Here is a 14450-nt window from a genome sequence, read left to right as displayed (position 1 = left end):
CAGGGCAATTTTGAGGATGTGGGATATTTATTTTTTATGCATATTCAGAATAGTATTGTACCCTTAGATTATTTTTTACCTCGAAAACACCAGGGGCGTTAAAGGCAGCTTTTTCCGCATCCTCTTTTTCTTTAATGGAGTGTACTTTTCCGCTTAAGGTGACCGTATGGCCATCAGCGGTTACTTTTATCCCTCTAGCATCAATCTCTGCGGAGCGTTCAAAGGCCTCTTCAATCTTGTTCTTCACTTCAAATGGCTTGACTTCCTGTTTTATGGTAATACTATTGATTACTCCTTTAACTCCGGTCAGGTCTTTGACGGCATTTTTTGCGGAGTTTTTCTGATACTCCCATTTGACTTCTCCTGAAAGGTAGACCCATCCATCCTCTACTTTCACCATTACAGTATCATCAGGAACGGAAGAATGCCATTTAAGGGCGTTTAAGGAGGCCTTAGCAATGTCCGTATCCGTTTTATCTTGGCTAGATCCATATTTTACTACGATATCCTCTGCCACCGCTCTTACACCCTGCACTCTTTTAGCCGCTTTTTCCGCTGCGAGCTTTTTGGAATAGCTATCTACTTCACCACTTAAGGTTACCACACCGTCATCAACGGTTACGCCTATTTTGGTTTCGTCTATACTCGGTTCCCAAGACAATTCGTCTTGTACGTCTAATTTTATTTTTGAATCTGTTTTCATGATAGATATTTTTTAGGTTAAACTTTAGTAAACAAAAGTATGTACAGAAGTAGTGCATTAAAATGATGTGAATCAGTATAAAAAATTTTAACATCAAGGTTTTAATATTTGATCATGTATGACCTGTATTATTTAACAGGCAATTTTTGTTTTATTCCCTTGGGCCATAATATCGAAGCCAATGGACCTAATAAAATCTAGTACATTGCTCATGTTCTCATTACTTTTTCTGCTTTGAGTAAATTGTGGTCCTGTTGTGATTAGGTCCAGTGTTCGTAATCAACCATCACCATAGTTCTATTCAAATAGACTGGAAGTGGTACGTTTTGTTTATTTCCATGAATAGAACAACTACACGAAAAAACTAAGGTGAATAAACGTACCACCCTTAGAATTTTTAAACGTTGAAAAAACGGATAGTCTTCAAACACATTTTTAGACAGTTTCATTACGGCCTTTTGGATTCCCATTGAGATCAAAAAAATGGCCAAAGTAATTTTTTGTAAACAGCTAAAGAATAAAAATGATATATGTCATAGAAAGTGATGGGTAGTGTATTTACTTTTAGTAATTAAATAACTAAAATTTTATAAAATGAAAAGAAATATGGGTAATGCGGACCGTACAATACGCTTTTTGATAGCGGTTCTTTTGGGAGTCTTATACTATAATGGCACTATTTCTGGAACGCTGGGTATTGTGCTCGTGATATTGGCAGTTGTCTTTTTCATTACAAGCTTTGCAGGCTTTTGCCCACTATATTCCCCATTTGGAATAAGCACTTGTAAACCCAAAAATAAAGTAGAGTAAATCGCAGCTATATCTAAAGACTTTTTCTTTAAAGGTCCGGAAACTTATTAATCCGAACGCAGTAAATTATAGGACTGTTTAGCAATCTCTATTTCTTCATTAGTAGGAATCACCAATAACTTCACTTTTGAGGAATTGCTATTTATTTCTCTGAGTGAAGCAGATTTCATTTCATTTTTCGAGTCATCCAGAACAATTCCAAGATAATCCATATCACTACAAATCATTTTTCTGAGTAAGTTGGAATTTTCCCCAATGCCAGCAGTAAATATAATTGCGTCTATTCCGTTTAAGGCTGCGACATAAGCACCTATATATTTTTTGATGCGATAAGCATTCATTTCTAAGGCCAAAATACAATCTTGGTTTCCTTTTTCCGCTTCGGATTGGACGTCCCTTAAATCGCTAGAACCAGTGAGACCTTTCATCCCGCTTTCTTTTATAAGTAGGGTACTCACGGCATCCAGGTCATAATCTAGCGTATTCACTAAATAAAAAATAAGGGAATGATCAATATCTCCGCTCCGCGAACCCATGATAAGACCATTTGAGGGTGTAAAACCCAAACTATGGTCTATGCTTCTACCATTCTTTATGGCAGTCATACTGCATCCATTGCCCAGATGGATGCTAATCATTTTTGAGTCTTTCTTTTGTAAATGGGTGATGGCCTTTTCAGAAACAAATTTATGGCTAGTGCCATGAAAACCATAGGCCTGTATATGATGTTCGTTATAAAAATAATTAGGAATCGCATATTTTTTTGCTTTCTCGGGCATGGTTTGATGAAAAGCGGTATCAAAAACAGCAATTTGATTAGCATTTGGGAAAATTTCTTCTGCTAAAACTATACCTTCCAAATTATGCGGATTATGTAACGGAGCCAATATAGACAGTGCCTTTATTTTATCTTTAACCTCTTTCGTGATAAGCGTAGTGTTAGAAAAAGTAGTGCCACCATGTACTACCCGGTGACCAATAATTTCTATTTGGTCAATATTTTTAACGACACCTATATTCACATCTAATAAGTACGCTGCTATTTTTCGAAAACCGGTTTTATGGTCAGGGATTTCCAAAGTCTCTTCACGATCTGTATCCGCAGTTTTATAGGTTAATTTGGCCTCTTTTGAACCAATACGTTCTAGTAGACCTGAACAGATAACCTGCTCCATAGGCATAGCTATAAGTTGATACTTGATGGAGGAACTTCCTGCATTAATAATTAATACCTTCATAAACCTTGCGCCTGTATAGCCGTAATTACGACCGTATTAAAAATATCGTCCACGGTACAGCCGCGGCTCAAATCATTTACCGGCTTATTAAGACCTTGAAGCATTGGACCTATGGCTAGAGCCCCGGTTTCCCGTTGTACCGCTTTATAGGTATTATTACCCGTATTCAAATCGGGGAAAATAAAGACCGTTGCCTGACCGGCTACTTGTGAATCCGGAAGTTTGCTTTTACCAACATTCACATCCACGGCGGCATCATACTGTATGGGTCCCTCAACTTTTAAATCGGGTCTTTTGTGTTTTACCAGTTCGGTAGCTTTTCGAACTCGGTCTACATCTGCGCCCTGGCCCGATGCCCCGGAAGAATAAGACAGCATGGCTATTTTAGGTTCAATACCAAAAGCGGTGCTTGAATCTGCCGATGAAATGGCAATTTCCGCTAATTGCTCTGCAGTAGGATTTGGATTGATTGCACAATCGCCAAAAATGACTACCCTGTCTGGAAGGCACATGAAAAAGACTGAGGATACCAAAGCGACATCAGGCCGTGTCTTTACGAATTGTAGGGCAGGGAGAATCGTGTGTTGCGTGGTATGAATCGCTCCCGATACCATCCCGTCCGCATGACCTTTATAGACCATCATGGTTCCAAAATAAGAGACATCCTCCATGAGGTCACGCGCCATGGTCAAATCTACATTCTTATGCTTTCGCAATTCATGTAAGGTATTCGCATATTCCTCAAAATGAACCGACTTGGCTGGGTCAATTATGTTAATCTTACTAATGTCCAATTCCAAATTGAGCTGTTCAATTTTTTCTTTGATTTTTTCGGGATCTCCTAGTAGCGTAATTTCAGCCGCATCAGCAACTATTAAATCCTTAGTTGCAGTTAAGATACGTTCGTCCAACCCTTCTGGCAGTACAATATGTTTCTTTTGTGACCGTGCTCGCTTCAGCAGGTTATACTGGAACATTCTTGGGGTAATACCGTTGGCCTTAAAAGTGATTAAACGCTCTGCGAGTTCATCTTCGGGAACATATTTTGTAAAATCCTGCAGAGAAGCCGTTATTTTTTTGGTGTTTTCGGCATAGATGCGTGGTCTAATCGATCCAATCCTATTTGTAATCTCAAAGGTTCCGCCGTCTACGGAAACTATTGGAACTACTTCAGTTAAACCTTCAATCAATTTAATAATGGAATCTTCTGGAACAAGTCCACCCGTTAGCACAATACCCGAAACGGCGGGATAGTTTGAAGATAGATTGGCCTGCAGTGCTCCCAGAATAATATCGGCTCGGTCTCCAGGAGTGATTACAAGTCCATCTTCTTTTAAATGTGTTAGATAATTGCGTAACTGCATGGCTCCAACACCAAAATGACCCGCCTGATTATTTAAAAACGATTCCCCGAAAAGTATGCGTCCCTTTAGGTCCTCTGCAATTTCCTTTATGGTAGGGTTGCCAAGAATTGGATTAAGGGGAATAGCACTTATCAGTACATGTTTTGGTAGAAGTTTACGTAATCCAGTAACTGCCAAGTCAAGGTTTTCTGGCTGAATTTTATTGGCAACTACCATCAAAACCTCTACACCATTATCTTTGAACGAGTCATAGGCAAGGTACATGTTGCTCACAAATTCTTCCAAGGTCTTACCCACGCCACTTGCCAAAATTATGGTCGGTATTCCCAAGTTCTTTGCCATAAGGACATTGATGTCCCATTCAATTATGGCCCCATCACCAGAAAAATCCGTTCCTTCTACCAAGACAAAATCAAAACGATCTTCAACGACCTTATACTTTTCAATTATCTTGTCCAGTACTTCATCCTCTTTGTTTTCATTGTTCTTTTGTATCACTTGGCTACGCGTGTAGGCGAAGGCTTCGTCATACTCCAAGTCCAGATTGAAATACGCTATAATTGTACTTATGTGGTTGTCTTTTTTTCCTTCTGGGTAATCATCAATAATAGGGCGGAAATAGCCTACTTTCGCTGCTTTACCCAATAACAAACGCATAAGGCCTAATGAGATTATGGATTTTCCACTGTTAGGCTCTGTAGTGGCAATATATATGGCTTTGTTCAAGTACGAGGTTTTTTGTGAGTTACAAATTTATGGGATTCTGGAGCGTAAACCATAACTAGAACATAAACAATGCATACATTCTTGCAGTTCAATCCTTCCTAAAAATAAGTTTATGTAAAGTTTTTTTATCAAGAAGGATAGTAATTCGTTTATCAACCTAAACTAATTGCTACTTGCCGCCATCTTATGTGCCGCTCGGTTACTTTCCGCTTGGTTAATATTCTCAATGCCTTGTAACAGGGCATCAGGATTAAAGGAAATACTATCGATTGCTTCATCGACCAAAAATCTGGCAAATTCAGGAAAATCACTGGGAGCCTGTCCGCATAAACCGATTTTGGTTCCTGTTTTCTTTGCAGACCTGATGGCCATGCTAATCATACGTTTAGAGGCCTTGTCATTCTCATCGAACAGCTTACCCATTATTTCCGAATCCCTATCGATGCCTAAGGTTAACTGCGTCAGATCATTAGAGCCAATAGAAAATCCATCAAAGATTCGAGCAAAGTCTTCGGCCAATATTACATTACTCGGAATTTCTATCATGGTATAAATTTCAAGTCCCTTATCACCACTTTTCAATCCTTTTTCTTCCATTATGGATACCACCTTCTTACCTTCTTCCACTGTTCTACAAAAAGGTACCATCACTTTGAGGTTTGTAAGTCCCATGGTTTCACGAACTCTTTTTATGGCAGCACATTCAAGGGCAAAACCTTCTTTATATAAATTGCTATAATATCTCGACGCTCCCCTAAAACCGAGCATGGGGTTTTCTTCTTTTGGCTCAAAATCATTTCCGCCAATAAGATTAGCGTACTCGTTGGTTTTAAAATCACTTAATCTAACGATAACTTCCTTTGGAAAAAACGCTGCGGCAATAACTGCTATACCTTCAGCAAGTTTTTCAATAAAATACGTCTCTTTTTTTGTATCCAGCGGTTAGCTTTTCAATATGTTTTTTTGCTTTATCATCCTTAAGTTCATCAAATTTAATGAGGGCCATGGGATGAATCTGTACCAAGTGGGTGATTATAAATTCCATGCGAAGCAATCCTACCCCATTATTTGGATAGAACGAAAGTTGGAAAGCACTTTCAGGATCGGCAAGAATGAATTTAACTTCCGTATCTGGCATTCGAATACCGGAAAAATCGATTTCTCGCTCTTCAAAAGAAAGTTTTCCAGAATATATATAGCCTGTTTTCCCTTGGGCACAGGACATGGTAATCGTTTGCCCGTTTGTTATGTGTTCCGTCGCATTACCGCAACCTACAATAGCCGGAACACCCAATTCCCGGGCTACAATGGCTGCATGGCTGGTCCTGCCGCCTTTATTGGTGATGATTCCCCCTACTTGTTTAAGCAACGGATCCCAATCTGGCGTAATGGTATCGGTGACGATAATGGAATCCGAGGTCAAGTCCTTGGCGTCCGTAGGTGAATTTAAAAGAACCGCTATACCCACTTTAATTTTGGAACCTACTGCATTACCTTGCGCCAATATTTTTCCTTTTTCCTGTAATTGATATTCAATACGGACCTGTTTATTTTTATTTTGATGTACGGTTTCGGGTCTTGCCTGGGTAATAAAAAGGGTATTGGATATCCCATCTTTAGCCCATTCAATGTCCATTGGTTTTTTATAGTGCTCCTCAATTACTAAAGCCCATTTCCCCAAAGTGATAATTTCCTCATCAGTAAGCACATATTTATTTTGTTGCTCTATTGGAGTGTGTATGTTGAGCGTGGTGGCTTTTTCCTTTTCCGGCGCATATATCATGGTCAATTTTTTATCTCCCATTTTTTTCTGGATAATTGGAAACTTACTTTTCCTCAGGCCAGGCTTGAATACAAAAAATTCATCCGGATTTACGGTGCCTTGAACTATATTTTCACCTAGTCCCCAAACCCCGGAAAGTAAAATAGTATTTTCAAAACCCGATTCCGGCTCTATGGTAAATCCGACTCCAGAGCAGCCCTTATCCGAACGCACCATGAGCTGTACACCTACGGAAAGCGCGATATCTTTATGAAGAAATCCTTTATCCTCTCGGTATTTGATAGCTCGATCTGTATATAAAGAGGCAAAACACTTCTTTACCGCCTCTAATAGCGCTACCTCTCCTTTAATGTTCAAATGGGTATCGTGCTGACCGGCAAAACTGGCATCTGGTAAATCCTCGGCTGTTGCACTGCTGCGCACCGCCACTTCTACCTCTTCCTCTCCACACAAGTCCTTATATGCTTTGCCAATGGCTTTGGAAAAGGAATTTGAAAACGTACTTTTTAGAATAAGGCTGCGGGCTCTTTCCCCAATTAAGGCCAGATTGGTGTAATCTATTCTGTCTAATCCAGCTATTATATTCTCCAATGTTTCCTGGATATCATTTTGTCTTAAAAATTTCCAAAAAGCAGTTGAAGTGGTGGCGAAGCCGTTGGGAATATGTACTCCCTTAGAAGCAAGTTGATTATACATTTCCCCTAAAGACGCGTTTTTGCCTCCTACAGCTGATATATCCGAGATGCCTATTTGACTAAATTTTTTGATGAGCATACCTTGAGAATTTATTATAGATATCGAAGGTATTTGCTTTACTACTGGCAAAAAATGACGTACGTCAGTGAACCCCTAGGTTCATGACTCTCTTTTCTTTCCTGTAATCTCTTCAATATTAATGCGAAATACCAGGGGTTGTTTTTCCTTTTCTATTTTGGCGGAGAATTCACTTATAAATTGAGCATTTTTTTCAGGTGCCCGATTAATTATATTTTTCACACCTTCCGAGAATTGGCGTAACATATGCTTTGCATCGATACCCGTTAGCTCTGTAAAAGTTCCGTGGACCAGAACCGATTCCCAATTGGCCACGGAGCTGATTTCATCGACACATAGAGAAACCAAAGGATTTTTCCGCATAGCATCTATTTTATGGCCTTCAGAGGAGTAACTAGTAATCGTGTGCGTTGCCTCATCATAATGATAGGTTATAGGCACTACATGAGGGTATGAACCGGATATGTATCCTAGATATCCAATATAATTATTGGATAATAACTCCTTACACTCCTTTTCTTTTAAATTTCTTCGCATAATCTATTTTCTTTTTGCTTCTTCAAAACTAATTCTACAACGATATACAATATATGATATTGGTCAGTTCCGTGAAATTTGAACAACTTATTCGTAATTAAGGAGAGGACTGATCTAGGTCATTGTTATCACGGGTATGGAATAATAATTTAGCCGATATGAGCTAATACATGTTCATAAATAAACACTAGTATTAATTAAACAATTTAGTCATGAAAAAAATAGTATTCGGTTTGTTAGCGCTGGGATTAACCACCCAAGTAAGTGCTCAGATTATCAAGACAGAAGAACTCTCAGAAGTAACCGTTGTTGCTACGAATTACAAATACCTGAATGATGTGAATTCTCAGGAAGTAGCCTCGATACCTGTTCAGATGTTAGAGCGAAAAGTGGCATCTTACGACATTAAAAACTCGGACTTTTATCAAGACGATTATGATCTCTACAATATTACTTTCTTTATACCCGAAGGAAAAATTTTAGCAGCTTATGATAAGGATGGAAAATTAATTCGCACTGTAGAAAGATTCAAGGACATTAATATTCCTTTAGCCGTAAAAGAAGCTGTCTTGGACCGATTTCCAGAGTGGACCATAAGTAAGGACATATACAGGGTAAATTACAGCGATCAGAAGGGTTCCAAAAAGACCTATAAACTTACTTTGGTGAATGGTGATAAAACACTCAAGATAAAAACTGATGAAAACGGCAATTTTATCTAGAAGCCAAAATTAATTTTCCCTTAAAATTTAAACTATGTCAGTATTAAAAGTAATAGAGATTATGGGTAATTCTACCCAAAGTTTTGAAGATGCCGTTAAGAATGTCATCAAGGAAGCTTCCAAGACGGTGAATAACATCAAATCGGTTTACGTACAAGATATGCAAGTCACCGTAAATAATAATGAAATTACACAATATCGTGTAACCACAAAGGTGAGCTTCGGCATTACTTCTTAAGCATCCTATAATAAATAGAGAAAGGGGATACTTCCAAGACATTTCTATATGAAGCTGTTTTTGGAAGTATCCCCATTCTTGTAATCATTTTTGATTAATTCTATCTAAAATTTACTAAAACGTTTATTATGAACCTAGATGTACGCGACAAAATGCCTGCAAAATCCCGAAAGCCACTTCAAAGAAATCAACAAAATTTAGCCAAAAGGATGGAAATTGAGGCCAGTTCGCTGCAGAACCTATTTAAAAAGAGTTTACAAGGTATTGCGCTGGAATTAAAGTCAGAGGATTGCAAAACGGCTACTCACTATGACTGCACTATGCATGTAAGCTTATATGCATCAGACAGTAAAAAATTAATGGTGGCGTTTTTTATCAAAGGTTTTGGCTCTGACCTATACACATCACACAATTTTTAGCAGTATGTATATTCAAGAACTATCAGAAAAAAAATTAGAGGTACAATTGTATGGTAATTGGTTCGGTAATTTGGACAATAGGGTTAAGAAGATAGTGGAGAATGCTTCTACTTTAGAAAGAAAAACTCATGGGCAATACAGTGCTTCTTTATTAATGATAATTTAAACGTAGTAGGCCCCCAAGGCTAATTTATTAAAATAGCGCTTCAACCAAATAGGCACTTACCCTGCGCCGCAAATGCTCCCAGCGAAAGGGGGTCCTTTGGGTATATCCTGAAGATTAACAATATGATCTATAAACGAGAGCAGTTTCTTAGGTAAATGGCTTCCTACGGCTTGTAAAATTAAACACACATGTTCAGACATTTTACCTTTAAGTACTAATCCTCATTGCTATTCTTTTTTGTAGCAACGTGTAAAGGATAAGGCCATAACCTACAGCGAAGATAAATATTGCGATAAGGCCCCCCAAGAAAGGCACAAAGGTCAGAATTCGTATACCCGCCGCTATGCCTAATGCCACTAACACTGTAGTCCAAAAATTCCATTTGAGGTCTTTCCTTGCAGAAAGATAATGGCTAATAAGCAAAGCACCTACCAAATGCCCGAAGAGGAGACTAAAAAGATAGAATCCAGCCAAAAATAATCCTAATGGGATACCTATGAGTATAACAACAAGGATTAAAATAAGTATAGGAAAACCAAAAAGATAGATTGCCCCATAGCCTAAGCTCTTTAAAAAATTGTCGTTTATATAAGCCGCAGCGGTTGCAAAGAAATTACTGAAAGCCCAATTCAATAGTAAAATGACCAGGAATGCTGAAAATAGATAGAATATCCAAAATCCTATTGCTGCAATTCCGAAGCCCTTCCATGAAAATTCCTCTCTTTCATCTATTAGTGTTTCATCAAAATTTGCCGCCGTATTCACTAGGGAGTTCTTAAAATCTATTTCACCGTCTTCGGTCCAGTACACAACATTATTATGAAATTTGGCATTTTCCTCTATAGTAATATCTTCGGCTACCATTTTAGAGGTGCCATTAATTTCCCCATTAATAATTAAGTTTTCCCCATAAAGTTGAGCTCCATTGCCAATACTGCCATTTATTTTCAACTCACCCGAGTAGGATTTTATCATGCCGTCGACCCTTCCGTTCATTTCAATATCACCCGAAAAATTAATTAGGTTTCCTCTTATAATTGCCCTTTCGGTAATATATACCTCCCCGCCCGCAATAATAACGTCGTCTCCTACTTCTGAATCTATGGTCAATTTTCCACCCGCTGCGCGAATATCATCGGCAACATATCCCTGTACTAAAATTTCGCCCCCAGCAACCAAAAGGTCTTGGTAAACAGTGTCTTTTACTGTAATATTGCCCCCGGCAAACACAACATCCCCAAATACTGGAGCTTCCATCCTAATCTGTTCCCCAGCGGCATATAAATCATCCTTTTGCCGTTCGGAAATTGTAATATTTTCCCCTGCTTGTTGAGCGGATATCGCTGACGAAAATAAAATTCCTGCGTAAAGTATAAATGTTCTCATGGCCTTGGTTTTATAATTTCAAACCCAAATAAACTGAACATCAATAGCATACGAAATGATTTGTATCAGCTGAAGTGACTTGCAGTCCACAATATTGGAAATCATGACTTTGCTCATATTATATGCTGTAGGTATTGGCTTATTTTGACATCGAAGTAAAACTTTACGATGAAGTATATTTTTAACTTAATAGGTCTAGTCCTGTTTTTTTCTTGTCAAGATTCGCAAGAAAAGATACTTCCATCTAAAACCCGATTAACTGAATCCGTATACTCTTCGGTAACGGTGCAGCCAGACAGTCTTTATCAGGTATATGCGGTAGTCGCAGGTATTGTCGAAAATAATCTTGTAGAAGAAGGTGATACGGTACATAAAGGAACTCCACTTGTACAGATCATTAATACGACGCCAAAATTAAATGCGGATAATGCCCGCCTCTCCCTGCGTTTGGCACAAGAAAATTACAACGGGAGTTCTGCTGTATTGAGCACACTAGAAGATGAAATAAGAGCAGCAACCCTTTCTTATAAAAACGATTCGATCAATTTTTTTAGACAGAAAAATTTATGGGAACAAAACATAGGTTCAAAGGTGCAGTTAGAAAATAGAAAATTGGCGTATGAACTCTCTAGAAATAAGTTGGGGATACTTAAAAACAGTTACGAACGTACTAAAAATGAGCTGGCGACCCAAGTACAGCAGGCCCTGAATAATTATGAGGCTGCCCAGGTTTCTACAAAGGATTTTACGGTTGTTAGTAAAATCAACGGAAAAGTGTATGCCCTCTTTAAAGAACCGGGGGAGATCGTCACTACTATGGAACCATTGGCATCTGTTGGGAGTGCTTCCAATTTTATTATTGAGATGTTAGTGGATGAAGTTGATATCGTAAGGCTTGCAGAGGGTAAAAAAGCCTTGATTACCTTGGACGCCTATGGGCAGAAAGTTTTTGAAGCGGAAATCAGCAAAATTTATCCTCAAAAAGACGAACGCTCGCAAACCTTTATGGTTGAGGCTATTTTTAAGTCACCTCCGGAAAGGTTGTATCCCGGACTTGCCGGTGAAGGGAACATCATTGTTGCCGAAAAAGACGAAGTGCTTACCATACCCAAAGCCTATCTCATTGATAGCAATAAAGTGCTCACGGAAGATGGAGAGAAAGAAGTGGTAATTGGATTGCAAAATTTGGAAAAAGTAGAAATCCTTGAAGGAATTGATGCCAATACATACGTACTTAAACCCGAGGAAAGATGAATTGGAAAGTTATCTTGAATATTGCCAAAACACACCTTTTGACAAAGATGAAAAGTACGGTTACTGCTGCCTTGGGGGTTACTTTTGGTATCGGAGCCTATATTACGCTAGTTAGTTTTATGACTGGTTTAAATGAGATGTTGGACGATTTAGTTCTAAACCAAACCCCACACATTCATATATATAATGAAATTGAGCCTTCAAAAAACCAACCAATAAGTCTATATACCGGCTTTGAGGATGCCATAAATGTAGTACACTCCGTAAAACCAAAGCAAAGTCAGAAGAAAATCCATAATGCCTTACCTATTATCTCGTATTTAAGGAAGGACCCGAATGTAAAAGGGGCCACCCCGGAGACCAATGCACAGATATTTTACCTCTCCGGTTCCATAGAACTGGGTGGTAACCTTTCCGGTGTTGATATTATGGAAGTGGTACGTCTTTCCAACATTCAGGATAATATTGTGGAGGGGAGTCCAGAGGCCTTGAAAAATAATGATAATGGTATTTTGCTCGGCGCCGGTCTTGCAGAAAAGATGTCATTATCTGTTGGGGAACGGGTACAGATCAGCACGATTTCCGGTAGCGTGTTTCCACTAAAAATAGTAGGTATATATCAGAGCGGTATAGCAGAAATCGACAATATTCAAAGCTATACGAATCTAAAAACCGTACAGCGTATTTTGGGAGAGGCTGAAAATTATGTTACAGATATTAATGTTAAGCTCTTTGATATTACGCAAGCCGAATCCATGGCAAATAGGTTGGAACAGCAGTTTGGTATTAAAGCGACCGATATAAATGAAGCCAATGCACAATTTGAAACAGGTTCTAATATTAGGAATTTAATTACTTACGCAGTTTCGATTACCCTGCTGGTCGTTGCTGGATTTGGCATATACAACATCCTAAATATGCTTATTTATGAAAAGATGAAGGACATTGCGATTTTAAAAGCAACTGGTTTTTCCGGACGTGACGTGCAGTTTATATTCATGAGTCAGGCAATGATTATTGGAGCTGTAGGTGGTTTGCTAGGATTGCTGATAGGCTTTGTTCTTTCAAAACTTATAGACCAGGCACCGTTTAATACTGAGGCCCTACCAACCATAACTACCTATCCCGTTAATTTTAAAATGGGCTATTATTTGATAGGGCTTGTTTTTGCATTAATATCAACATTCATTGCAGGGTACCTGCCTTCTAACAAAGCAAAAAAAATAGACCCCGTAAGGATTATTAGAGGAACTTGAATTGGTGGTTTCCAAGCCTAAAGATCTTTTATTTCGAATATTAATCAGGAATGGCAGCAGACAGAGCTTGAAAAACGATAGCTAAAAGATGAAACTAGTGCTAGAAACAAAAAATATCAACAAACACTTTCACAAACCCAAAGATTTTCATGTCTTGAAAGATATTTCTTTTAAAGTAAAAGAGGGGGAGTTTGCTTCTGTCATGGGCAAATCAGGTTGTGGGAAGTCTACATTGCTCTATATTCTTTCTACGATGGATACGGATTATACAGGTAAGCTTTACTTGAATGAAGAATTGATTACCGGGAAACACCATGAAGAACTCTCACGCGTACGAAATAAACATATTGGCTTTGTATTCCAATTCCATTACTTGCTATCGGAGTTCAGTGTCCTGGAAAACGTGATGTTGCCTGCAAAAAAGCTAGCAGAAAAATCACATGCAGAGATTGAACACGATGGCATGGAGAAGTTGAAGATGTTGCATATTGATCATTTGGCAAAGCAACGGGCTTCTAGAATATCCGGAGGCGAAAAACAACGTGTTGCCATAGCAAGGGCTCTCATTAACAACCCCACTATTTTAATGGGCGATGAACCAACGGGAAATCTGGACAGTCACAACTCTGAGAATGTGTTTAGCATCTTTAAACGCTTAAAAGAGGAGGAGGGTTTATCCCTTTTGGTTGTAACCCATGACGAGGATTTCGCCAAACGTACCGACCGTATTATTCAAATGGAGGACGGGCGGATTATTAGTTGATAAAGCCGTTTCCGGCAGATGATTGGAATAGTGTCAAACTTGCATAATTAAAGGACGATTCCAGAACTATGCGATATGCATTTTTGAAGCCCCATACCTAATATTTTTAGGATGCTCGTTAATTCATCTATTTATTTACCCAATCCCTCAATTACCTCGGGCCACTGTATTCCCCTTAAGGGAGTTTTGGAAATATCAAAATCAACAATTTCTTTCTTCTTAGCCCGTATACAGGCCAAAGTCCGTTTTCCTATTGAACTGATTTAATCACATATAATGATTATTGATTTTCTGTTTTTACTAAAAAACTC

At 38.6% G+C, this 14450-nt stretch carries 14 protein-coding genes; 7 read left to right on the top strand and 7 right to left on the bottom strand.

The window, feature by feature from the left end:
• Positions 1–34: 34 nt before the first annotated feature.
• Positions 35–703, bottom strand: a complete 669-nt coding sequence (locus N8A89_RS04475) for a BON domain-containing protein (protein ID WP_281541171.1) — start codon at positions 701–703, stop codon at positions 35–37.
• Positions 704–1297: 594 nt separating this feature from the next.
• Between N8A89_RS04475 and N8A89_RS04470 the strand changes: the two genes are divergently transcribed.
• On the top strand, positions 1298–1513 hold the full coding sequence (locus N8A89_RS04470) for a YgaP family membrane protein (protein WP_281541170.1): 216 nt from the start codon (positions 1298–1300) through the stop codon (positions 1511–1513).
• 47 nt (positions 1514–1560) lie between these two features.
• Here N8A89_RS04470 and N8A89_RS04465 read toward each other — a convergent pair whose 3' ends face one another.
• From N8A89_RS04465 to N8A89_RS04450, 5 genes are all read right to left on the bottom strand, one after another.
• Positions 1561–2751, bottom strand: coding sequence for an acetate/propionate family kinase (locus N8A89_RS04465; RefSeq protein ID WP_281541169.1), 1191 nt, complete (start codon positions 2749–2751; stop codon positions 1561–1563).
• Complete coding sequence (gene pta, locus N8A89_RS04460) at positions 2748–4841, bottom strand: phosphate acetyltransferase (RefSeq protein ID WP_281541168.1); 2094 nt, start codon at positions 4839–4841, stop codon at positions 2748–2750. Before pta ends, N8A89_RS04465 begins: the two co-directional genes overlap by 4 nt.
• A gap of 162 nt (positions 4842–5003) precedes the next feature.
• Entirely contained in the window at positions 5004–5723 is a 720-nt protein-coding gene (locus tag N8A89_RS17680) for a putative PEP-binding protein (protein ID WP_347343967.1), read from the bottom strand.
• A gap of 25 nt (positions 5724–5748) precedes the next feature.
• A complete protein-coding gene (gene ppsA / locus N8A89_RS04455) occupies positions 5749–7398 on the bottom strand; it encodes a phosphoenolpyruvate synthase (RefSeq protein ID WP_347343951.1) in 1650 nt (549 codons plus the stop codon).
• A gap of 81 nt (positions 7399–7479) precedes the next feature.
• Positions 7480–7935 carry a pyridoxamine 5'-phosphate oxidase family protein gene (locus N8A89_RS04450; RefSeq protein ID WP_281541167.1) on the bottom strand — a complete coding sequence of 152 codons (456 nt, stop codon included), beginning with the start codon at positions 7933–7935 and terminating at the stop codon, positions 7480–7482.
• Positions 7936–8147: 212 nt separating this feature from the next.
• Between N8A89_RS04450 and N8A89_RS04445 the strand changes: the two genes are divergently transcribed.
• The 3 genes from N8A89_RS04445 to N8A89_RS04435 all read left to right on the top strand — a co-directional run bounded on the left by N8A89_RS04445 (position 8148) and on the right by N8A89_RS04435 (position 9314).
• Complete coding sequence (locus N8A89_RS04445) at positions 8148–8657, top strand: nicotinate-nucleotide adenylyltransferase (protein ID WP_281541166.1); 510 nt, start codon at positions 8148–8150, stop codon at positions 8655–8657.
• Positions 8658–8691: 34 nt separating this feature from the next.
• The gene (locus N8A89_RS04440; RefSeq protein ID WP_281541165.1) at positions 8692–8895 is read left to right on the top strand and encodes a dodecin family protein; all 204 of its coding nucleotides are present in this window, start codon (positions 8692–8694) and stop codon (positions 8893–8895) included.
• A 128-nt stretch (positions 8896–9023) separates the two neighbouring features.
• On the top strand, positions 9024–9314 hold the full coding sequence (locus N8A89_RS04435; RefSeq protein ID WP_281541164.1) for a hypothetical protein: 291 nt from the start codon (positions 9024–9026) through the stop codon (positions 9312–9314).
• Positions 9315–9687: 373 nt separating this feature from the next.
• On the opposite strand, the gene N8A89_RS04430 is transcribed toward N8A89_RS04435, so the two are convergent.
• On the bottom strand, positions 9688–10866 hold the full coding sequence (locus N8A89_RS04430) for a polymer-forming cytoskeletal protein (RefSeq protein WP_281541163.1): 1179 nt from the start codon (positions 10864–10866) through the stop codon (positions 9688–9690).
• Between the two features lie 168 nt (positions 10867–11034).
• Between N8A89_RS04430 and N8A89_RS04425 the strand changes: the two genes are divergently transcribed.
• The 3 genes from N8A89_RS04425 (at position 11035) to N8A89_RS04415 (ending at position 14139) form a co-directional block, all read left to right on the top strand.
• Positions 11035–12120 (top strand): efflux RND transporter periplasmic adaptor subunit, encoded by a 1086-nt coding sequence (locus N8A89_RS04425; protein ID WP_281541162.1) that lies wholly within the window; start codon positions 11035–11037, stop codon positions 12118–12120.
• On the top strand, positions 12117–13376 hold the full coding sequence (locus N8A89_RS04420) for an ABC transporter permease (RefSeq protein ID WP_289644986.1): 1260 nt from the start codon (positions 12117–12119) through the stop codon (positions 13374–13376). The genes N8A89_RS04425 and N8A89_RS04420 overlap by 4 nt, the downstream gene beginning before the upstream one ends.
• Positions 13377–13464: 88 nt before the next feature.
• Positions 13465–14139, top strand: coding sequence for an ABC transporter ATP-binding protein (locus tag N8A89_RS04415; protein ID WP_289644985.1), 675 nt, complete (start codon positions 13465–13467; stop codon positions 14137–14139).
• Positions 14140–14450: the final 311 nt, after the last annotated feature.

The organism is Maribacter aestuarii (assembly GCF_027474845.2).
Taxonomy (GTDB): domain Bacteria; phylum Bacteroidota; class Bacteroidia; order Flavobacteriales; family Flavobacteriaceae; genus Maribacter; species Maribacter aestuarii.
This window is presented reverse-complemented; position numbering and strand designations above follow the sequence as displayed.

What these genes read in the sequence shown, in the direction of transcription:
- N8A89_RS04445 (WP_281541166.1), top strand. Translation starts at nt 8,148, where the DNA reads ATGAAAAAAATAGTATTCGGTTTGTTAGCGCTGGGATTAACCACCCAA.
- N8A89_RS04425 (WP_281541162.1), top strand. Translation starts at nt 11,035, where the DNA reads ATGAAGTATATTTTTAACTTAATAGGTCTAGTCCTGTTTTTTTCTTGT.
- ppsA (WP_347343951.1), bottom strand. Translation starts at nt 7,398, where the DNA reads ATGCTCATCAAAAAATTTAGTCAAATAGGCATCTCGGATATATCAGCT.
- N8A89_RS04420 (WP_289644986.1), top strand. Translation starts at nt 12,117, where the DNA reads ATGAATTGGAAAGTTATCTTGAATATTGCCAAAACACACCTTTTGACA.
- N8A89_RS04435 (WP_281541164.1), top strand. Translation starts at nt 9,024, where the DNA reads ATGAACCTAGATGTACGCGACAAAATGCCTGCAAAATCCCGAAAGCCA.
- N8A89_RS04470 (WP_281541170.1), top strand. Translation starts at nt 1,298, where the DNA reads ATGAAAAGAAATATGGGTAATGCGGACCGTACAATACGCTTTTTGATA.
- N8A89_RS04430 (WP_281541163.1), bottom strand. Translation starts at nt 10,866, where the DNA reads ATGAGAACATTTATACTTTACGCAGGAATTTTATTTTCGTCAGCGATA.
- N8A89_RS04475 (WP_281541171.1), bottom strand. Translation starts at nt 703, where the DNA reads ATGAAAACAGATTCAAAAATAAAATTAGACGTACAAGACGAATTGTCT.
- N8A89_RS04415 (WP_289644985.1), top strand. Translation starts at nt 13,465, where the DNA reads ATGAAACTAGTGCTAGAAACAAAAAATATCAACAAACACTTTCACAAA.
- N8A89_RS04440 (WP_281541165.1), top strand. Translation starts at nt 8,692, where the DNA reads ATGTCAGTATTAAAAGTAATAGAGATTATGGGTAATTCTACCCAAAGT.
- N8A89_RS04450 (WP_281541167.1), bottom strand. Translation starts at nt 7,935, where the DNA reads ATGCGAAGAAATTTAAAAGAAAAGGAGTGTAAGGAGTTATTATCCAAT.
- N8A89_RS04465 (WP_281541169.1), bottom strand. Translation starts at nt 2,751, where the DNA reads ATGAAGGTATTAATTATTAATGCAGGAAGTTCCTCCATCAAGTATCAA.